The 18,928-nt window shown below is 67.4% G+C and carries 19 protein-coding genes and 2 pseudogenes; 4 read left to right on the plus strand and 17 right to left on the minus strand.

Going from position 1 to position 18,928, the window contains the following annotated elements:
* Positions 1-31: 31 nt before the first annotated feature.
* From trpC to BVC93_RS27880, 3 genes and pseudogenes are all read right to left on the minus strand, one after another.
* On the minus strand, positions 32-850 hold the full coding sequence (trpC, locus tag BVC93_RS27870; protein WP_083740234.1) for an indole-3-glycerol phosphate synthase TrpC: 819 nt from the start codon (positions 848-850) through the stop codon (positions 32-34).
* A 68-nt stretch (positions 851-918) separates the two neighbouring features.
* The gene (locus BVC93_RS27875) at positions 919-1,515 is read right to left on the minus strand and encodes a TIGR02234 family membrane protein (RefSeq protein WP_083740235.1); all 597 of its coding nucleotides are present in this window, start codon (positions 1,513-1,515) and stop codon (positions 919-921) included.
* A pseudogene (locus BVC93_RS27880) lies at positions 1,515-3,097 on the minus strand (anthranilate synthase component I). The gene BVC93_RS27875 and the pseudogene BVC93_RS27880 overlap by 1 nt, the downstream one beginning before the upstream one ends.
* Between BVC93_RS27880 and BVC93_RS27885 the strand changes: the two are divergent.
* On the plus strand, positions 3,096-3,557 hold the full coding sequence (locus BVC93_RS27885; protein WP_083740236.1) for a peroxiredoxin: 462 nt from the start codon (positions 3,096-3,098) through the stop codon (positions 3,555-3,557). The pseudogene BVC93_RS27880 and the gene BVC93_RS27885 sit on opposite strands and share 2 nt — an antisense overlap.
* Positions 3,558-3,566: 9 nt before the next feature.
* Here BVC93_RS27885 and hisI read toward each other — a convergent pair whose 3' ends face one another.
* The 8 genes from hisI to hisD are packed head-to-tail and all read right to left on the minus strand — an operon-like array spanning position 3,567 to position 9,949.
* Positions 3,567-3,914, minus strand: coding sequence for a phosphoribosyl-AMP cyclohydrolase (hisI, locus tag BVC93_RS27890; RefSeq protein ID WP_083740237.1), 348 nt, complete (start codon positions 3,912-3,914; stop codon positions 3,567-3,569).
* On the minus strand, positions 3,911-4,708 hold the full coding sequence (gene hisF, locus BVC93_RS27895; protein ID WP_083740238.1) for an imidazole glycerol phosphate synthase subunit HisF: 798 nt from the start codon (positions 4,706-4,708) through the stop codon (positions 3,911-3,913). The genes hisI and hisF overlap by 4 nt, the downstream gene beginning before the upstream one ends.
* Entirely contained in the window at positions 4,705-5,523 is an 819-nt protein-coding gene (locus BVC93_RS27900; protein WP_083740239.1) for an inositol monophosphatase family protein, read from the minus strand. Before BVC93_RS27900 ends, hisF begins: the two co-directional genes overlap by 4 nt.
* Positions 5,520-6,257 carry a bifunctional 1-(5-phosphoribosyl)-5-((5-phosphoribosylamino)methylideneamino)imidazole-4-carboxamide isomerase/phosphoribosylanthranilate isomerase PriA gene (gene priA, locus BVC93_RS27905; protein ID WP_192860124.1) on the minus strand — a complete coding sequence of 246 codons (738 nt, stop codon included), beginning with the start codon at positions 6,255-6,257 and terminating at the stop codon, positions 5,520-5,522. Before priA ends, BVC93_RS27900 begins: the two co-directional genes overlap by 4 nt.
* Positions 6,254-6,871 carry an imidazole glycerol phosphate synthase subunit HisH gene (gene hisH / locus BVC93_RS27910; RefSeq protein ID WP_083740240.1) on the minus strand — a complete coding sequence of 206 codons (618 nt, stop codon included), beginning with the start codon at positions 6,869-6,871 and terminating at the stop codon, positions 6,254-6,256. Before hisH ends, priA begins: the two co-directional genes overlap by 4 nt.
* The gene (hisB, locus tag BVC93_RS27915; protein ID WP_083740241.1) at positions 6,868-7,491 is read right to left on the minus strand and encodes an imidazoleglycerol-phosphate dehydratase HisB; all 624 of its coding nucleotides are present in this window, start codon (positions 7,489-7,491) and stop codon (positions 6,868-6,870) included. The genes hisH and hisB overlap by 4 nt, the downstream gene beginning before the upstream one ends.
* Positions 7,488-8,624, minus strand: a complete 1,137-nt coding sequence (locus tag BVC93_RS27920; protein ID WP_083740242.1) for a histidinol-phosphate transaminase — start codon at positions 8,622-8,624, stop codon at positions 7,488-7,490. The genes hisB and BVC93_RS27920 overlap by 4 nt, the downstream gene beginning before the upstream one ends.
* Positions 8,621-9,949 carry a histidinol dehydrogenase gene (gene hisD, locus BVC93_RS27925; RefSeq protein WP_083741415.1) on the minus strand — a complete coding sequence of 443 codons (1,329 nt, stop codon included), beginning with the start codon at positions 9,947-9,949 and terminating at the stop codon, positions 8,621-8,623. Before hisD ends, BVC93_RS27920 begins: the two co-directional genes overlap by 4 nt.
* Positions 9,950-10,027: 78 nt before the next feature.
* Here hisD and rhtB point away from each other — a divergent pair, with 78 nt between their 5' ends.
* Positions 10,028-10,663, plus strand: coding sequence for a homoserine/homoserine lactone efflux protein (gene rhtB, locus BVC93_RS27930; protein ID WP_083740243.1), 636 nt, complete (start codon positions 10,028-10,030; stop codon positions 10,661-10,663).
* Between the two features lie 31 nt (positions 10,664-10,694).
* On the opposite strand, the gene BVC93_RS27935 is transcribed toward rhtB, so the two are convergent.
* The 4 genes and pseudogenes from BVC93_RS27935 to nadA all read right to left on the minus strand — a co-directional run bounded on the left by BVC93_RS27935 (position 10,695) and on the right by nadA (position 15,929).
* Positions 10,695-12,347 (minus strand): HNH endonuclease signature motif containing protein, encoded by a 1,653-nt coding sequence (locus tag BVC93_RS27935; RefSeq protein ID WP_083740244.1) that lies wholly within the window; start codon positions 12,345-12,347, stop codon positions 10,695-10,697.
* A gap of 99 nt (positions 12,348-12,446) precedes the next feature.
* Entirely contained in the window at positions 12,447-13,304 is an 858-nt protein-coding gene (gene nadC / locus BVC93_RS27940) for a carboxylating nicotinate-nucleotide diphosphorylase (protein ID WP_083740245.1), read from the minus strand.
* The gene (locus tag BVC93_RS27945) at positions 13,304-14,884 is read right to left on the minus strand and encodes an L-aspartate oxidase (RefSeq protein WP_083740246.1); all 1,581 of its coding nucleotides are present in this window, start codon (positions 14,882-14,884) and stop codon (positions 13,304-13,306) included. The genes nadC and BVC93_RS27945 overlap by 1 nt, the downstream gene beginning before the upstream one ends.
* Positions 14,881-15,929, minus strand: a pseudogene (gene nadA / locus BVC93_RS27950) (quinolinate synthase NadA). The gene BVC93_RS27945 and the pseudogene nadA overlap by 4 nt, the downstream one beginning before the upstream one ends.
* 45 nt (positions 15,930-15,974) lie before the next feature.
* Here nadA and BVC93_RS27955 point away from each other — a divergent pair.
* A complete protein-coding gene (locus BVC93_RS27955; RefSeq protein WP_083741416.1) occupies positions 15,975-16,670 on the plus strand; it encodes an NUDIX hydrolase in 696 nt (231 codons plus the stop codon).
* Between the two features lie 44 nt (positions 16,671-16,714).
* Entirely contained in the window at positions 16,715-18,067 is a 1,353-nt protein-coding gene (locus BVC93_RS27960) for a lipase family protein (RefSeq protein ID WP_083740247.1), read from the plus strand.
* Here BVC93_RS27960 and BVC93_RS27965 read toward each other — a convergent pair.
* Together BVC93_RS27965 and bsaP are read right to left on the minus strand one after the other, a co-directional pair.
* Positions 18,041-18,679, minus strand: a complete 639-nt coding sequence (locus BVC93_RS27965) for a DUF2567 domain-containing protein (protein ID WP_083740248.1) — start codon at positions 18,677-18,679, stop codon at positions 18,041-18,043. The genes BVC93_RS27960 and BVC93_RS27965 overlap by 27 nt on opposite strands.
* Positions 18,676-18,906, minus strand: coding sequence for a biotin synthase auxiliary protein BsaP (gene bsaP, locus BVC93_RS27970; protein ID WP_083740249.1), 231 nt, complete (start codon positions 18,904-18,906; stop codon positions 18,676-18,678). The genes BVC93_RS27965 and bsaP overlap by 4 nt, the downstream gene beginning before the upstream one ends.
* Between the last annotated feature and the right edge of the window lie 22 nt (positions 18,907-18,928).

Raw genomic sequence — 18,928 nt, forward strand, 5'->3', positions numbered from 1 at the left:
CGGTTTTCGCGCGGGCGGGCCATAAGCCGCACTAGCGAGCGGGTTTAGGGCAGGACGGATGAGCTCCGGCGGTCACCAGGTCTGCCACGGCAGAGCGCGGGTCACCGCTGGTTACCAGGCCTTCGCCCACCAACACCGCGTCGGCGCCGGCTCCGGCGTAGGCCAACAGGTCGGCGGTGCCGCGAACACCGGACTCGGCGACCCGGATGACGTCACTGGGCAGACCGGGCGCGATACGTGCGAAGCAGTCGCGGTCCACCTCCAGAGTCTTCAGGTCGCGGGCATTGACCCCGATGACCTTGGCACCGGCTTGCAGAGCCCGGCTGGCCTCTTCCTCGGTGTGCACTTCGACCAGAGCGGTCATACCGAGCGATTCGGTGCGTTCCAGCAGCGACTCCAAGGCGGGCTGTTCCAGAGCCGCGACGATCAGCAGCAGCATGTCGGCGCCGTGGGCACGAGCCTCGTGAATCTGGTACGGCCGTACCACGAAGTCCTTGCGCAACACCGGGATGGTGACGGCGGCACGCACCACGTCGAGATCGGCCAGCGATCCGTGGAATCGACGCTCCTCGGTCAGCACGCTGATGATGCGGGCGCCGCCGCTCTGATAGGCGCGGGCCAGATCTGCCGGATCGGCAATGTTGGCCAGCTGACCGCGGGACGGGCTGGCACGCTTGACTTCGGCGATGACGCCGATGCCGGGTTCACGCAGCGCAGCCATGACATCGCGCGGAGGGGGTGCGGCGTTGGCCGCTTCCTTGACCTCCGAGAGGCTGATGATCGCTTCGCGGGCGGCGACGTCAGCGCGGACTCCTTCGATGATCGAGTCGAGGACGGTCGCCGAACTCATCCCTGCCGGTCCCTTCTATACCTCAAGTACTTGTCCCGCAAGGGTAGCCGCTGAACGGCTCACACAGTTCACCGGCCCTCCTTCTCCGGACCCGATCCTGCGGTGGGGTCCCGCCCCTCATCGAGGGCGTCCCACATCATGCGCTCGGACATCGAGTCGTCGACGTCCTGAACTGCGGCGCGACGGGCCGCGGGCGCGGCATATTTGGTGTCGCTCGCCTTGGCGGTTCCTGCGCAGCGGATCAGCAGCACCGCACCCACCAGCGCGCACACAGCTGCCACCAGTGTCAGCACCGCTCCCCAGTAGAACCGCTGGCTGCCCACCAGGGATGCCACCGTCACCTCCACGAGACCGGCGCCCCGCATCGACACATCTCGCACCACCCACTGGGTGATCGCGAGGTAGGCCATGAGCCCACTCGCGACGGCGACCAGGACGGCCAGCACCCGCAGCAGCCAGCCCCGAACCGCCAGCGCCGCCACCGCCGCGGCGAGGAGTAACAGAGCCAGCGGAGTGAGGGCGGCCGACCACGTGGCACCGTTCAGGGTGATGGTCTTGGGCTGTCCCAGGCCGTCGAACGACGTGATCTCGACCCAGGGCAGCCTCGATGCCACCCAGAGTGCCAGCGCCGCCAGCACCATGAGCAGCTGAGCCACCCGGATCATCAGGGCGCCCGCAACGTCTCGGCGGCGGCCACCGCGTTGAGCACCGCCTTGGCCTTGTTGGCCGACTCGGTGTACTCGTACGGACCGTTCGAGTCGGCCACCACTCCGCCGCCGGCCTGCACGTAGGCGGTGCCGTCACGCATGAGGGCGGTGCGAATCGCGATGGCGAAGTCGGCGTTGCCCGCGAAATCGAGGTAGCCGAGCACACCGCCGTAGAGGCCGCGGCGCGTCTTCTCCACCTCTTCGATGAGCTCCATGGCCCGGACCTTCGGCGCACCCGACAGGGTGCCCGCCGGGAAACACGCGGTCACCGCGTCGAGTGCGGTGCGCCCCTCGGCCAGCAGTCCGCTGACCGAGGACACCAGGTGCATGACGTGGCTGTAGCGCTCGATGTGGCTGTAGTCCTCCACACGGACCGTGCCGGGAACGCAGACGCGGCCCAGATCGTTGCGACCCAGGTCCACCAGCATCAGATGCTCGGCGCGCTCCTTCTCGTCGGACAGCAGCTCCTTCGCGAGCAACTGGTCCTCCTCTTCGGTGTCGCCGCGCCACCGGGTACCGGCGATCGGGTGGGTCTGCGCCCAGCCGTCCTTGACCGTGACCAACGCTTCGGGGCTGGAGCCGACAATCGAAAACGCCGTTCCGCCTTGGTCATCCGGTACGTGTAGCAGGTACATGTACGGGCTCGGATTGGACACCCGCAGCATCCGGTAGACATCAATAGGGTCAGCTTGGGTAGTCATCTCGAAGCGCTGCGACGGCACCACCTGGAACGCCTCACCGGCTTCGATGTCCCCGACGAGCTTGTCGACAATCGCGGTGTACTCCTCGACGGTGCGCTGGGAGCGGTGCGTGGGCTCAGGTCTGCTGAACGTCGAGACAGTGGACGCCAGCGGCTGGCTGAGTGCTTCGGTCATCACGTCGAGTCGAGCCACCGCGTCGTCGTAGGCCCAGTCCACCCGCTCGTTGGTGCCGTTCCAGTTCACGGCGTTGGCGATGAGCGTGATGGTGCCCTCGTGATGGTCAACGGCAGCCAAGTCGGTGGCCAGCAGCATGAGCATGTCGGGCAGCTGAAGGTCATCGACGGCCAGATCCGGCAGCCGCTCCAGCCGACGGACCAGGTCGTAGGCGAAAAAGCCGACCATCCCCCCGACAACGGCGGCAATCCCGGCAGCGCGGCCGTCTCGAGCAGTTCCAGCGTCGCTTTGAGCGCGGCCAGCGGGTCACCACCACGAGGTGCGTCCTGCGGGACCGTGCCCAACCACACCGCTTGCCCTTCGCGCACCGTCAGCGCCGAGGGTGCCCCAGCACCGATGAACGACCACCGCGACCAGGACCGCCCGTTTTCGGCCGACTCCAGCAGGAAGGTGCCGGGACGGTTTGCGGACAGCTTGCGGTATGCAGACAGCGGAGTTTCGCTGTCTGCCAGCACCTTACGGACCACCGGCACGACGCGGTGTTCGGCGGCCAGGACGGTGAAGTCCTCGCGGGTGGTGGTCACGGCGGTGACACTGACGTTCGTCGACACCGGGCTATCCTCCCAGATCCGCCAAATCGGCCGCGGCGTAGCGTGACCTTGCATGAAACGCGGGGACGTCGTCGATGACTTTGTTCTGCCTGATCAAACTGGTGCCGATCGTCGATTCAGCGACTTTCTGGCCCAGGGTCCGGTTGTGCTGTTCTTCTATCCGGCAGCCATGACGTCCGGCTGCACCAAGGAGGCCTGCCACTTCCGCGACCTCGCCGCCGAGTTTGCGGCCGTGGGTGGTCAGCGAGTCGGGATCAGCACCGACGCCGTCGACAAACAAGCACAGTTCGCCCAGAAGGAGCGCTTCGACTATCCCCTGCTCTCGGATGCCGACGCAACGGTTGCGACGGCCTTCGGGGTGAAGCGCGGCCTGTTGGGCAAGTTCATGCCGGTGAAGCGGACGACATTCGTGATCGACACCGATCGCAGGGTGCTCGACGTGATCGCCAGTGAGATCAGCATGGACTCGCACGCCGACAAGGCGCTCGAGGTACTGCGAAAGCGGGCGAAGTAGCAGCGGGCACTACTCCGAGGGCAGCAGCACATCCGCGTCGAAGCAGGTGTGATCGCCGGTGTGGCAGGCACCACCCACCTGATCGACCACCAGCAGCACGGTGTCCCCGTCACAGTCCAGGCGCACAGAGTGCACGTGCTGGGTATGCCCGGACGTCGCACCCTTGATCCACTGCTCGCCACGCGATCGCGAGAAGTACGTGGCCTCGCGCGTCGCCAGGGTGCGGGCCAGGGCGTCGTCGTCCATCCAGGCGACCATCAGCACGTCACCGGTACCACGTTCCTGCACCACGGCGGTGAACAAGCCGTCGGCGTTGCGCTTCAACCGCTCGGCAACAACAGGGTCCAACGACGTCATCGGACACAGATCCCGTCAGCAGCCATGGCTGCCTTCACCTGACCGATGGTCAGCTCCTTGAAGTGAAACACGCTGGCCGCCAACACAGCATCGGCACCGGCGTGCACCGCCGGCGCGAAGTGCTCGACTGCACCGGCGCCCCCGCTGGCGATCACCGGCACTGTCACGGCGGCACGCACCGCACGCAACATCGGCAGGTCGAATCCCGCTTTGGTGCCGTCGGCGTCCATGGAGTTCAACAGGATCTCGCCCACGCCGAGTTCGGCTCCACGCCTTGCCCATTCGACTGCATCGATACCGGTGCCACGGCGACCGCCGTAGGTGGTGACCTCCCACCCGGATGGAGTGGACCTCGAGCCGTCCTGATTCAGAGGCGCGGTGCGGGCGTCGACCGACAGCACGATGCACTGGGATCCGAACTGCCGCGACATCTCGGCCAGCAGGTCCGGCCTGGCGATGGCGGCGGTGTTCACCGACACCTTGTCCGCACCGGCCCGCAGCAGCACGTCCACATCGGCAACCGCGCGCACTCCCCCGCCGACGGTCAGCGGGATGAACACCTGCTCGGCGGTGCGGCGCACCACCTCGAGCATGGTGGCCCGGCCCGACGACGACGCGGTGACGTCCAAGAAGGTCAACTCGTCGGCGCCCTCGGCGTCGTAGACCGCGGCGAGCTCGACGGGATCGCCTGCGTCACGCAGGTTCTCGAAGTTGACCCCCTTGACTACGCGCCCGGCGTCGACGTCCAGGCACGGGATCACCCGAGTGGCCAGAGTGGTTTGCGCAATGGTCATCGGTAGTCCTCCGGGTTGCCCGCCGATTTCACGATGTCGAGAATCTCGCCGTGCACACCCGGAGCGGCGGCCAGAGCCGAGCTGGCCGCGGGCGTCCACGGCGCGCCCGTCAGGTCGGTGACGATGCCGCCCGCCGCCCGCACCAGGGCCACACCGGCCGCGTAATCCCACACATGATCACCGAACGTCACCGCGCCGGCGAGAATTCCGTCCGCGACAAACGCCAGGTCCACCCCCGTGGCACCGTGCATACGCAGGCGCGAGCACTCCCGGCTCAAGTTCTCCAGCACCGCGAGGCGGTAGCGCCCCGGATACCGCCCTCGCCAGTCGACATTGAACGTGCCGAAGCCGACTATCGAGTCCGTGAGCGCCGGGGACTCCAGCGGCGGCTGGGCAACTCCGTTGGTCAGCAGAGGCCGGCCCACCACCGCGGTGTAGCGCTGATCGGTGAACGGCAGCCAGGTCAACCCGGCTACGGGCTCACCGTGGTTCATCAGCCCCAGCAAGATCGCGGCCATGGGTGACCCCGCAGCGTAGTTGAACGTCCCGTCGATGGGATCGAGCACCCACACCAGTTCCGAATCGACCGGGGCGCCCCCGAATTCCTCGCCGTGCACACCGATGCCGGTGCGCTCTGTCAGCGCCGAGACCACCTCACGCTCGATGGCCAGATCGATCTCGGTGGCGAAGTCGTTGCCCTTCTTCCGGACCGCCGAGTCGGCGCGGTGACCCGCCAGGAAACGCTCCACCACACTGTCCAGAATGGTCGCCGCAGTCGCCACCAGGTCGTCGAGATCACCCGGGTAATCGGTCATCGGCTGACCGCGGACAGAGCCTCCGGCAAGGTGAAACGACCGGCGTAGAGCGCCTTCCCGACGATGGCTCCTTCAACACCTTCACCGGTGAGGGTGGCGATGGCCACCAGGTCCTCGATGCTGGACACGCCGCCTGAGGCGATCACCGGCGCGTCGGTCTTGGCGGCCACCGCGGAAAGCAGTTCCAGGTTGGGGCCCTTGAGGGTGCCGTCCTTGCTGACGTCGGTCACCACGAAGCGCGAACATCCTTCGGAAACCAGACGTTCCAACACCGGCCACAGGTCGCCGCCGTCGGTTTCCCAGCCGCGGCCCCGCAGCCGGTACTGGCCGTTCTCGAGTCTGACGTCCAGGCCGATCGCCACCTTGTCGCCGTGCTCGGCGATCACCGAGGCACACCAGGTCGGATTCTCCAGCGCCGCGGTGCCCAGGTTGACCCGCCGGCATCCGGTGGCCAGGGCAGCCTTCAGCGACTCGTCGTCGCGGATACCGCCCGACAGTTCGACATCCACGTCCAGCTTGCCGACCACCTCGGCCAGCAGTTCACGGTTGGAGCCGCGGCCGAAGGCAGCGTCCAGATCCACCAGGTGGATCCATTCGGCGCCGTCGCTCTGCCACTGCAGGGCGGCGTCGAGTGCCGAACCGTAGTCGGTTTCGCTACCGGCCTGGCCCTGAACCAGACGCACCGCCTTGCCGTCCACGACATCGACGGCGGGCAACAGAATCAAAGAAGTCACAGTGCCTCAACCCAATTGGTGAGCAGCGTCGCACCGGCGTCGCCGCTCTTCTCCGGATGAAATTGTGTGGCCGACAGCGGACCGTCTTCGACGGCCGCCAGAAACGGCACATGATGCCTGGCCCAAGTGAGCTTGGCGTCGGTATTGCCTGCCCACTCCTGGGCGGCATACGAATGGACGAAGTAAAAGCGTGTCTGCGCATCGAGCCCGCGGAACAGCACGCTGTCTTCGGGTGCCTGCACCGTGTTCCACCCCATGTGCGGGACCACGGGTGCGTCCAGATGGGTGACAGCACCGGGCCATTGGCCGCAGCCGGTGGATTCGACACCGAACTCGACACCGCGGGCGAACAGGATCTGCATGCCCACGCACACGCCCAACACCGGCCGACCGCGCTGCAACCGGTCGGCGATGATCTTCTCGCCGCCGATGGCCCGCAGCCCGGTCATGCAGGCCTCGAAAGCACCCACGCCCGGCACCACCAGGCCGTCGGCCTCAGCGGCCGCACCGGGATCAGCGGTCACTTCGACGTGCGCACCGGTGCGTTCCACCGCCCGCTGCGCCGAACGCAGGTTGCCGGATCCGTAGTCCAGCACCACGACTTTGGCGCTCACAGCGTGCCTTTGGTGGACGGCACCCCGCTGACCCGGGGGTCGTACTCCACAGCCTGGCGCAGCGCGCGGGCGACGGCCTTGTACTCCGCTTCGGTGATGTGGTGCGGGTCGCGGCCGTAGAGGGTGCGCACGTGCAGGGCGATGCGGGCGTTGAAGGCCAGCGACTCGAAAACGTGCTTGTTGATGACGGTGTGATAGGGCACCGATGACCCGGCGATGGTGAAACTCACCATGGATTCCGGCTCGCCGGTGTGGACGCAGTACGGCCGCCCTGAGACGTCGACGGCGGCATGGGCCAGGCATTCGTCCATCGGGATGAAGGAATCCCCGAAACGACGGATGCCCTTCTTGTCGCCCAACGCCTGACCGAGCGCCTGCCCCAACACGATGGCGGTGTCCTCGACCACGTGGTGACCTTCGATGTGCACGTCACCGGTGGAGCGCACCGTCAGATCGAAGCTGGCATGGGTGCCCAGAGAGGTGAGCATGTGGTCGAAGAACGGCACCCCGGTGTCGATGTGCACCGCACCGGTGCCATCGAGGTCGAGTTCGACCAGGATGTCCGATTCCTTGGTGGTGCGCTGCACACGGGCACGCCGGGCGGTGACGGTCTGGGTCATGAGGCTCCTAGCGGCTGGGTCAGTTCTTCTGCGACAAGGGTGGCGCTGGTGGCCAGCAGGGCGTCGTTCTCTGCGGCCAGCCCGGTGGTGGCCCGCAGGTAGCCGGGAATCCCGACGTCACGGATCAGCACTCCGGCATCCAGGTAGCGCTGCCACGTGGCGGCCGCGTCGGCGAACTCGCCGAAGAGTACGAAGTTGGCGTCACTGGGGATGACGCGAAAACCCATGCTGGTCAACGCTTCTGTGACGCGTTTGCGCTCGGCTATCAGGGTGGCGACGCTGCCGAGGGTGTCATCGGCGTGGCGCAGCGCTGCGCGGGCGGCAGCTTGGGTGACCACCGACAGGTGGTACGGCAGCCGGACCAGCAGCATGGCGTCGATGACGGCAGGCGCGGCCACCAGGTAGCCGAGCCGGCCACCGGCGAAGGCGAAGGCCTTGCTCATGGTGCGGCTGACGATGACCTTGGTGGGGAACTCCTCGATCAGCGCGACGGCGCTGGGCTGCGAAGAGAATTCACCGTAGGCCTCGTCGACGATCAACACCCCGGAGGTCATGGCCTCGAGGATGATCCGCAGATCCGCCAGCGGCACGCTCTGCCCGGAGGGATTGTTCGGACTGGTCACGAAAACCACGTCAGGAGAACGGCTTTCGATCGCAGCCAGCACCACGTCGAGGTCGAGGCTGAAGTCCTCGGCCCGAGCGGCCTGAAGCCACTCGGTCTGGGTGCCGTCGGAGATGATGGGGTGCATCGAGTACGACGGGACAAATCCGACGGCGGTGCGGCCAGGGCCACCAAAGGCCTGCAGCAGCTGTTGCAGGATCTCGTTGGATCCGTTGGCCGCCCAGAGGTTTTCGACCCCCAGCTGAACGCCGGTCTGACCGGTCAGGTAGGCAGCCAGGTCGGCCCGCAGCGCCACGGCGTCACGGTCGGGGTAGCGGTGCAACTCGGCCGCGGCCTCGGCCACCGAGCGGGTGACGTCGTCGACCAGCGCCTGGGTGGGCGGGTGCGGGTTCTCGTTGGTGTTGAGCCGCACGGGCACCACCAACTGCGGTGCGCCGTACGGGGACTTGCCGCGCAGGTCGTCCCGCAGCGGAAGATCCTCCAGTCCGATCCGGGCTCCCGGCACACTCATCGTTCAAACCTCCGACGGACCGCCTCGCCGTGGGCGGGCAGATTTTCGGCTTTCGCCAGCGTGATCACGTGTCCCGAAACGTCTTTCAGAGCGGCTTCGGTGTAGTCGACGACGTGGATGCCACGCAGAAAGGTCTGCACCGACAGACCACTCGAGTGCCGGGCGCATCCCGCGGTGGGCAGCACGTGATTGGAGCCCGCGCAGTAGTCGCCCAGGGACACCGGTGACCAGGCGCCGACAAAAATGGCTCCCGCGGCGCGGATCCGGCCTGCCACCTCGTGCGAGTCCGTGGTCTGGATTTCCAGATGTTCGGCGGCGTAGGCGTTGACCACTCGTACCCCGGTGTCGATGTCGTCCACCAACACGATGGCCGACTGCTTACCGAGCAGTGCGGCCAGCACCCGATCGCGGTGCACGGTGGTTTGCAGCTGGCGAGCCAGCTCGGCGTCGACGGCCACCCCCAGATCACTGCTGGGTGTCACCAGCACACTGGCGGCCATCTCGTCGTGTTCGGCCTGGCTGATCAGATCGGCGGCGACGTGCACCGGGTCGGCGGAGTCGTCGGCCAGAATTGCGATCTCGGTGGGACCGGCTTCGGCGTCGATACCTACCTGCGACCGGCAGATCCGCTTGGCGGCGGTGACGTAGATGTTGCCCGGACCGGTGATCATGTCGACGGGCGCCAACTCGGCCCCGTCGGTATCCGTGCCGCCGTAGGCCATCAGCGCCACCGACTGTGCACCACCCACTGCCCACACCTCGTCGACCCCGAGCAGCGCGGCCGCCGCCAGGATGGTCGGGTGGGGCAGTCCGGAGAAGTGAGCCTGCGGTGGGCTGGCGATCACCAGCGAATCGACCCCCGCGGTCTGGGCCGGCACCACGTTCATGATCACGCTGGACGGGTAGACGGCGTTGCCGCCGGGCACGTACAGACCCACCCGCTCGACGGGCACCCAGCGCTCGGTGACGGTGGCGCCGGGAGCCAGTTCGGTGGTGGTGTCGGTGCGGCGCTGATCGGCATGCACAGCACGGGTGCGCTCGATCGCGACCAGCAGCGCGGCGCGGACGTCCGCGTCCAGTTCACTCAGCGCTTGTTCCAGCGCCACGGCAGGCACCCGCACTGCGGCGGGGCGGATACCGTCGAATTTCTCACCGAACTCCAGCGCGGCTTCGGCGCCCCGTTCGGCTACCGCGTCGACGATGGGGCGCACCGTGGGGACCACTGCGTCGACGTCGACGCCTCCGCGGGGCAGGGTGGCACGCAACTGCGCCGTGGACATGGGTCGGTTGCGCAGGTCGATCCGGGACATCTCGAAGCTGGCCATCACCACGATTGTCCCTGATCGATGCACCCGAATAAAAATTGGTTGAACTGCGTCGTTGGCCACTGCCACACTCCGGCCATGGAATGGTCTGTCTGGGTCGCCTTCCTCGGCGCCTCGATCCTCATCAGTGTGTCCCCCGGCGCCGGGGCGATCCTGTCCATGGCGACCGGTCTGGCACACGGTGTGCGCCGCAGCTACTGGACGATTCTCGGGCTTCAGATCGGCCTCATGGTGCAGTTGGCGGTGGTCGCGGTGGGCCTGGGCGCAGCGCTGGCCAAGTCGGTGCTGGCGTTCACCATCATCAAGTGGCTCGGTGTGGCATACCTCGTCTACCTAGCGGTTCGGCAGTGGCGCACCGCCAGTGTGGATCTGCGGGCGCAGCTGGGACCTACCGGCGCGTCCGGCGCCACCGTCCTGATCACCCGGGGAGCATTGGTGAACCTCACCAATCCCAAAGGCCTGGTGTTTCTGCTGGCGGTGCTTCCCCAGTTCGTGGACCCGTCGGCGCCACTCGTGCCGCAGTATCTGGTGATCGGCGTCACCATGGTGTGCGTGGACCTGGTGGTGATGGGAGGGTACGCCGGACTGGCAGCCCGGGTGCTGGGGTGGTTGTCCACGCCCCGCCAACAACTGGCCGTCAACCGCGTGTTCTCCGGGTTGTTCGCCGCAGCTGCCGTGGTGCTGTCGTTTGTGCGGCGCACCGCGACGGTCTGACCTGGACGACGGCGACCCGGACATCCACCTGTCAGAAGGGTGGTTCGTCGTCGTCGGATTGCGGTGGTGGCGGGGGTGGGGGTTTCCAGTCGGCGGTGATGGTTTCGTCTTCCCAGGGGTCATTGATCCAGGGGCACCAGCTGGCGGTGCGGCGGTGGGGGCTGAGGATGAGTCGGTAGAACCGCACATGGTTGCGTCGTTTGCGGTGTTCGATTTCGTCGGCCCGCCCCTGATTGAGCCACCGAGTCTGGTCGTTGGCGGCCTGTTTGGCCGCCAACCCAGCCCGGGCGGCGGCAATCCGTTTCGCTTTCTCCGCTTTGGGGTCACGCGGACGAGTCCAGGGCTTCGGGGCGCTGGCCGCGGCGATGTCATCGAACAACTCCGACCCGTCCGGCGTGGAACGGTAGGTCCGCCCGGTGGGCGAGGTCCATTCGATGGTGCCGTCGGCCAATTGTTTGGTGTCCCAACCACAGTCACCGGTGAGGAAGGTCTTCCAGCGGTGATGGGTCCGGCACTTGGGATCGAGGTTGGCGGCCATGGTCCAGCCGCCGCGCAGGGGATTGTGATGGTCGAAGGCGATGCTGTGGTCGATATCGGCACCCCAGGCGGGACGGTTGCAGTACGGGAAGCTGCACGTCAGGGCGCGGGCACGCAGCCAGCGGTCCATCGCGGCCGACCAGCTGTGGCGCAGCAGAATGGAGGTGCCCTCGCGGGTGAGGGTCGGGGTGCTCGGGTGGGTGTCGGGGTTGTGCACGTCACGCAGCACCGTGCCAGGGTGATCGGCCAGTTCCCGGACCTGGTCGGCATCGACGACGCCGTAGCCCTGCAGAAAACCGGGGTCCTCACCGTCGCCGGTCACTGTCGCCGCCGGGGCGATCACATTGATCACCACCTGCGCCGGCGCAGCGGTTGTGATGGTGTGGGGTGACGGTGCCGGGCAGTCTTCGAGCCCACAGGCACACGCCAGGTGGAAGCTGCCGTCGGCGATGGCGTCCACGGCGTCGACCCGGCGCTGCTCCGGTGTTCGGGGATCGTTCCTACACACGGTGACGGACATCTGGGTGAGCCGCGCCTCGACTTTCGCCACCACCGGCGCAGACGCGTAGATCCGAATTTCGCCCATCCCATTGCGCAGCGACTTCACCGAGACGCGACGTTGAGTGTCAGCACAAGCCCGACGTTCTTTGGCACCCTCGGGGTCCACGTTGAGGATGGCCCGGTCGATGACACTCACGAGTCGGGTGCGTGACCAGCAGTCCCAGCGGGCGATCTTGGCGGCGAGGTTGCGATCCAGGTCTGCGATGGCGGTGTCGCCGAGGACGTTCTGGGTGCGATTGAGGATGACCGTGGTGGATTCCCAGTCCAGGCGACCCGAGGCCAACAATCCGTAGATGTGCGGCAGGCGTTCGTCCAGGGCTTCGGCGTAGCCGACGATCTTCGTGGCGACTGCCGGAGCGACCCCGAGCGCGGGTCCCACCTCCCCCACGGTCCGGACGAAACCAGAGATCAACGCAAACCCGGGATCTGCGTCGGGTTTGTTGATCTCCTGATCGAAAGCCTCACCGGTGCGCTGGGCCAACAGTGAGGCGATGGCCGCCATCCGACGCGCCCACACCGCGGACTCATCGAGGCGGGAGGACTCCACCTCGGTGAGCAATGCGTCGGCATCAAATGACTCGAACATGTGTTCGATGATGCCATGTACCTACGACAAAACTGGGTGTCATGCGCCAAGACGACTGACACTTTTCCACGACACCTGCTCGCAAGAGCCGTGTGGCGACTAGAAGTCCAACCCGACGTCCAGCACCTTCACCGAGTGGGTGAGCGCACCGATCGCGAGGTAGTCGACACCCGTGCTGGCATAAGCCGCCGCGGCATCCACCGACAACCCGCCCGAGGACTCCAGCTGCACCTTGGGTGCGCGGGAATCCCTGCGTTGCACCGCGATCTGCGTCTCCCACACTGCGAAGTTGTCCAGCAAGATCAGCTCGATGTCCTCGGCGAGCACCTCATCGAGTTGTTCCAGCGAGTCCACCTCGACCTCACACGGCAGGTCGGGTGCCGCCTCACGGACCGCCCGCAGCGCGGCCACCACGGATCCCGCAGCCGCGACGTGGTTGTCCTTGATCAGTGCCGCGTCACCGAGGCCCATCCGGTGGTTGACTCCCCCTCCGACGCGTACTGCGTACTTCTGCAGCGCCCGCATGCCGGGCATCGTCTTGCGGGTGTCGCGAATCCGGGTGTGCGTACCTTCCACGGCGGCAACCCATTCGGCGGTGGCCGTCGCGATACCCGAGAGGTGGCACACCACATTCAGCATTGTGCGCTCTGCAGTCAACAAACCCCTGGTCTCGGACTCCAGCGTGAGCAGCGCGTCACCGGGCAGCAGAGTGTCACCGTCGTCGGCGCGACCCAGCACCCGGTAGCCGTCGGGCCCGATGACCTCGTCGAGCACCAGCAGCGCGATGTCGATGCCCGCGACCACTCCGTGCTGGCGGGTCACCACTGCAGCGGTGGTGGTGGCGTCAGCGGAAACCGTTGCCAGCGTGGTGATGTCGGGGCCATAGCGCAGGTCCTCGTCGAGCGCGCGGTCGATGACCGCCTTGGCCTCGGCGAACTCGGCGTCGGTGAGTCTCATCAGCAGGCCACCGCCGTGTCGACCACGGCCCGGCCGTGGACCAACCGCACCACCATGCTGCGCGACTGGGTGTCGTCGGCGCCCTGGTGATCGCTGCGGTGGTGACAACCCCGGCTCTCGGTGCGCGCGGCCGCGGCGGCGGACACGGCGGCGGCGGTGGTGGTGAGCGCCATGTCCTCGAACCCGCGCCGGGTACGCATTTCGGCCAATTCGGCCGACCCGACCAGCTCACCGAGGTGTCGCAACCCGTCGGCGTCGCGGACCACGGAGGCCCACTGCGTCATCGCCTGCTGCAGCCGGGTCCGCTTCAGCGCCGGGCCGGCCGCGGTGTCGGTGATGTGCGCAGTCCGGGTGGACGTCGCCATGGCGTGCTCGGCCGCGGCGATACCGGCGCGGCCACCCACCACCAGACCTTCGAGCAGGCTGTTGGACGCCAGCCGGTTGGCGCCGTGCATCCCGGTGCGAGCCACCTCACCGGCGGCGAACAGGCCGGCGAGCTCGGTGCGTCCGTGGACATCGGTGACGACACCGCCGCACGAGTAGTGCGCACCCGGAACCACCGGGATCGGTTGGCGGGTGGGATCGATTCCAGCGGCAACACAGGCGGCGGTGACCGTGGGGAACCGCTGGGCGAACCGCTCGATACGCCGGGCGTCGAGGTACACGCAGGCGTCACCGGACTGCTGCAGACGAGCGTCGATGGCCGCGGCCACGACATCACGTGGAGCCAGATCCCCCATCGGGTGCACCCCCGCGGTGACCGAGTCACCACGCGCATCGACCAGGGTGGCACCCTCGCCGCGCAGCGCTTCGGTGATGAGTGGCCTTCTGCCACCGTTGGATCCGTCAAAAAGCATCGTCGGGTGGAACTGGATGAACTCCAGGTCGCTGACCGGCAGGCCGGCCCGCAGCGCCAAAGCGATGCCGTCGCCGGTGGACCCGTCGGGGTTGGTGGTGGCGCGGTAGAGGTGTCCGAGCCCGCCACTGGCCAGGACCACAGACGGGGCGTGGATCACGCCCCGTCCCTGCGGGCTGAGCACGGAGACTCCGGTGATCGCGTCATCGTCGCGCAGCAGTTCCACGGCGACGTGATCACGCCGGATGTCCAACACGGTGGTGGCCAGATCGAGGGCGCGCTGCACCTCGGCACCGGTGGCGTCACCGCCGGCATGGACGATGCGTCGCCGGCAGTGCCCACCCTCGCGCCCCAGCGCCCAAGCACCGGAAGACGTTTCGTCGAACCGTGCCCCGTCGGTCACCAAGTCGCGAACCGCCCGGTATCCGTCGGCGACAATGGAACGCACCGCAGCCGGATCACATAGGCCGCCACCGGCGGCCAGGGTGTCGCAGACGTGCGCGTCCACGGAATCGTCGGTACGCGGGATGACGACGGCGATGCCACCCTGGGCGTAGAAAGTGGAGGTCACCCCGTACTTTTCGGCGGCCTTGCTGAGCACGATGACGTTGCGGCCCTGCCGGTGGGCGGCCAGTGCGGCGGCCAGCCCTGCGACACCGGTGCCGATGACGACGACGTCAGCGCGCAGCTGCCAGTGAGACCGCCCCCCGCAGCCGGCGTTCATTCCCCGCCGCCGGGCTGACCGATCTCGATCATCCGCTGCACGCTGCGGCGCGCCAGCCGGGCGGTCTCGAGATCGACATGGACTTCGTCGGCCTCTTCCACCAGGCAGCGCAGCAAGGCCGCGGGGGTGATCATCTTCATGTACTTGCAGGAGGCCCTGTCATTGACTGCCAGGAAGTCGATTTCCGGTGCGGCCCTGCGCAGTTGGTGCAGCATGCCGACCTCGGTGGCCACCAGGACCTGTCGGGCGTCGGTCGCGCGGGCGGCGTCGAGCATCCCGCCGGTGGACAGAATCTTCACCCGGTCCTCGGGAACGCACCCTCGCCCGCGAGGTACAACGCCGAAGTGGCGCAACCGCATTCGGGGTGGACGAACAGTTCAGCGTCGGGATGGGTGCGTGCCTGGTCGGCAAGTTCGTCACCGTTGATCCCCGCGTGCACGTGGCACTCGCCGGCCCAGACATGCAGGTTCTTGCGTCCGGTCTCGCGACGCACGTGTGCCCCGAGGAACTGATCCGGGCAGAACAGCACCTCGCGGTCGGCGGGAATGGAAGCCACCACCTCGACGGCGTTGGACGAGGTGCAGCAGATGTCGGTGAGGGCCTTCACCGCGGCGGTGGTGTTGACGTAGGACACCACGACGGCATCGGGATGCTCGGCCTTCCACTCGCGCAGCTCGTCGGCGGTGATGGAGTCTGCCAGCGAGCAGCCGGCCCGTTGATCCGGGATCAGGACGGTCTTCTCCGGCGACAGGATCTTGGCGGTCTCGGCCATGAAGTGCACACCGGCGAAGACGATGGTGTCTTCGGGGGCGTCGGCGGCGATACGCGAAAGCGCCAGGGAGTCCCCGACGTGATCAGCAACGTCCTGGATGGCAGGCAGCTGATAGTTGTGGGCCAGCAGCGTGGCGCCACGCAGTTCGAGGAGCCGGCGAATCTCCGTCGCCCACAACTCGTCGCCGGCGACGCCGGAATAGCCGTCGGGTCCGTCGGAGATTTGAGCGGCGAGCCGCGTTGCCCATCCGTCCATGCGGTCGAGGACTGTCATGACCGCTCCTTTCGCCATCGAGGTTTTCGACTTATGATCGAAAACATGCCACATACTAGCACTGCCCATGAAGTGCTCGCGGTCGTCTTTCAAGTCCGCCGTTTGGAGTCACGAAATCCGCAGCTCAGCGTGCTGCTCTGGGAGCGGGCACTAGATCCCCAGCGCGGCGCTTGGTCCCTGCCGGGCGGACGGCTGCGCAACGACGAGGACATGACCCGATCAGTGCGACGTCAGCTCGCAGAGAAGGTGGACCTCCGCGAGATCGCCCACCTGGAGCAACTCGCGGTGTTCTCCGAACCGCAACGGGTGCCCGGCAACACCCGAACCATCGCCACCACATTCCTGGGCCTGGTTCCCTCCCCCGCCACCCCCGAACTGCCTGCCGACACCCGCTGGCATCCGGTGAACGCACTGCCGCCGATGGCGTTCGACCACGGCCCCATGGTGGCCCACGCCCGCTCCAGGCTGGCGGCCAAACTGTCGTACACCAACATCGGATTTGCCTTGGCGCCCAAGGAATTCGCGCTCTCCACGCTGCGCGACATCTACAGCACCGCGATGGACTACCAGGTGGACGCCACCAACCTGCAGCGAGTGCTCGCCCGCCGCGGCGTGATCACCAGAACCGGCACCACCGCGCAATCCGGGCGCAGCGGAGGCAGGCCCGCGGCCCTCTACAAATTCACCGACGCCCAACTGCGTGTCACTGACGAATTCGCCGCATTCCGCCCGCCAAGCTGAGTTCCACTTGGTCTCTAAGGGTTCTCTGAGAGAGGATGGCGGGCATGGATCTGGGCAACGCAGCCAAGGCGACCGCCGCGGAATGGATCGGCAGGACGCCTCACCAGGGGCTACAGCGCGGTTCCAAGCCTCTGCCGCCCCACGACGATCCCTTCTGCCTGCCACCTGAGGGTTTCGAGCATGCCGAACCCGGCACCGTGCTGCGCTCCCGCGACGTCGAATTGGCCTTCCTGGGACTGATCCCACAGCGCTTCACCGCCGTCCAGCTGCTCTACCGCACCACCGACCTGCACGGTGATCCGGAAGCGGGAGTCACCACGTTGCTGGTGCCCACCGAACGCTCCGAGCAGACACCGTGCCCGGTGGTGTCCTACCAGTGCGCCATCGACGCCGTGTCCGACCGTTGCTTCCCGTCCTACGCACTGCGGCGCGGCGCCAAGGCCATCGGTTCACTGGCGCAGCTGGAGTTCCTGCTGATCGCCGCCGCACTCGCCGAGGGGTGGGCGGTGTCGGTACCCGACCACGAAGGCCTGCACGGGCTGTGGGGCGCCCCGGCGGAACCGGGCTACCACATCCTCGACGGCCTGCGTGCCGCCACCAGCATGGACGGGCTGGGCCTGGCGGAGGACGCACCGCTGGGGCTGTGGGGATACTCCGGCGGTGGTCTGGCCACCGCGTGGGCCGCCGAGGTGGCCGCGGACTACGCGCCGGAACTCAACATCGTCGGCGCCGTTCTGGGCTCACCGGTGGGCGACCTGGGGCACACGTTCGAACGCCTCAACGGCAGCTTCTACTCGGGCCTACCCGCCATGGTGGTGGCGGCGCTGACACACATCTACCCCGACCTGGACCGGGTGATCCAGGAGCACGCCACCGACGAGGGCAAGGCGATGCTGCGCAACCTGGAGAAGCAGACCACCATGAGCGCAGTACTGCGCTCCATCCGCAAGGACATGGGGAACATGGTCGATCTTCCACTCGAGGAGATCCTGGGCAGCCCCGAGGTGCAACAGGTGTTCGCCGACATCAAGCTGGGCACCGCAGCGCCCCGGCTGCCCGTGCTGATCGTCCAGGCCGTCCACGACCGCATCGTTTCGGTGGCCGACATCGACGAACTGGCCGACATCTACACGGCCGGCGGCTGCGAGGTCACCTACCACCGCGACATGTTCAGCGAGCACATGCTGCTGCACCCGATGTCGGCGCCGATGACGCTGCGCTGGCTGCGCGACCGCTTCGCGGGCCGACCCCTGGGCGAACATCTGACCCGCACCAAATGGCCGACCCTGCTGAACCCGTCGACCTATCGGGGCATGCTGCGCCTCGGCGTGATCAGCGCCAAGGTGATCACCGGCCGCCACCTCGAGCGGCTACCGCTCTCCCGCTTCGACCGCTGAGGTCTGCGGCATCGGATTCGGCAGGTAAACCGGCTCGACAGGCGGATAGCCACCGAGGTCGTCACGTGTCGTGGCCACCGCGAACAGGGCATACACCAGCGCTGCCGTGGCGGCCGGCAGGCACAGCGACGCCGCCATGTGCAGCGGCGACGGCCCGAAGAACACCGACGGTGCCTCGGTGTAGTAGTAGACCCGCGCATCGGTGCTGACCGGCGCGGCGTCGATCGATATAGCGGGATAGCGCGATGCCACCAGCAGCGCACCGACGACGCAGGCCGCGGTGGCCGACAGCACCGCACCGACCGACAGGGCAGCCACCATCAATGGTCCACGATGAGAGCGCCACTGCCAGACCAGTACGGGTGCCACCACCGACACCACCCACAGCATCCCCAGCATCAGGAACGCGGCGACGAAGAAGTGGTCGGCTTCCTCACCGAGGTAGGTCTGCACCCGCTCACCGGCCTGGGTGAGGGCGATGACGCCGTGCACCGGAGGCGCCAGCCAGGCCCACAGGCCGCCCAGTGCGGCACCCACCGCCGTCATGCCCGCCACCACGATGAGGGCAGCGCGGCCGCGGCCGATCCGGGGCGCGGTGATCTCGGCCGTCACCGGCGGGTGTCCAGATCCTTGGAGTCCACCTGGCCGTGCCGCGAGCACTTGGCCCACCACCCGTCGGGACGCACCTGGACGATCATCCGGCGTCCGCACGCGGCACAGAACCTCGGCGGTTCCAGGCCCAACTGAGCCGCGGTGGGCACGGCGGCGCCCGCGGTCTCGGCGCTGGCGAGACCGGTGTAGACGTTGTAGTCGCCTGCGGTGATCAACTCGTGAACCATCACCTTGCCCTTTGTACAGGTG

Source organism: Mycobacterium sp. MS1601, assembly GCF_001984215.1.
Taxonomy (GTDB): Bacteria; Actinomycetota; Actinomycetes; order Mycobacteriales; family Mycobacteriaceae; genus Mycobacterium.

Bases quoted from the DNA above. Each gene is read 5' to 3' on its own strand.
- rhtB (WP_083740243.1), top strand. From the start codon at position 10,028: ATGGAATGGTCTGTCTGGGTCGCCTTCCTCGGCGCCTCGATCCTCATC.
- hisI (WP_083740237.1), bottom strand. From the start codon at position 3,914: ATGACGTCGTTGGACCCTGTTGTTGCCGAGCGGTTGAAGCGCAACGCC.
- BVC93_RS27955 (WP_083741416.1), top strand. From the start codon at position 15,975: ATGCCACATACTAGCACTGCCCATGAAGTGCTCGCGGTCGTCTTTCAA.
- hisB (WP_083740241.1), bottom strand. From the start codon at position 7,491: ATGACCCAGACCGTCACCGCCCGGCGTGCCCGTGTGCAGCGCACCACC.
- nadC (WP_083740245.1), bottom strand. From the start codon at position 13,304: ATGAGACTCACCGACGCCGAGTTCGCCGAGGCCAAGGCGGTCATCGAC.
- BVC93_RS27885 (WP_083740236.1), top strand. From the start codon at position 3,096: ATGAAACGCGGGGACGTCGTCGATGACTTTGTTCTGCCTGATCAAACT.
- hisD (WP_083741415.1), bottom strand. From the start codon at position 9,949: ATGGCCAGCTTCGAGATGTCCCGGATCGACCTGCGCAACCGACCCATG.
- bsaP (WP_083740249.1), bottom strand. From the start codon at position 18,906: ATGGTTCACGAGTTGATCACCGCAGGCGACTACAACGTCTACACCGGT.
- BVC93_RS27920 (WP_083740242.1), bottom strand. From the start codon at position 8,624: ATGAGTGTGCCGGGAGCCCGGATCGGACTGGAGGATCTTCCGCTGCGG.
- BVC93_RS27900 (WP_083740239.1), bottom strand. From the start codon at position 5,523: ATGACCGATTACCCGGGTGATCTCGACGACCTGGTGGCGACTGCGGCG.
- BVC93_RS27960 (WP_083740247.1), top strand. From the start codon at position 16,715: ATGGATCTGGGCAACGCAGCCAAGGCGACCGCCGCGGAATGGATCGGC.
- BVC93_RS27945 (WP_083740246.1), bottom strand. From the start codon at position 14,884: ATGAACGCCGGCTGCGGGGGGCGGTCTCACTGGCAGCTGCGCGCTGAC.
- trpC (WP_083740234.1), bottom strand. From the start codon at position 850: ATGAGTTCGGCGACCGTCCTCGACTCGATCATCGAAGGAGTCCGCGCT.
- BVC93_RS27875 (WP_083740235.1), bottom strand. From the start codon at position 1,515: ATGATCCGGGTGGCTCAGCTGCTCATGGTGCTGGCGGCGCTGGCACTC.
- hisF (WP_083740238.1), bottom strand. From the start codon at position 4,708: ATGACCATTGCGCAAACCACTCTGGCCACTCGGGTGATCCCGTGCCTG.
- BVC93_RS27935 (WP_083740244.1), bottom strand. From the start codon at position 12,347: ATGTTCGAGTCATTTGATGCCGACGCATTGCTCACCGAGGTGGAGTCC.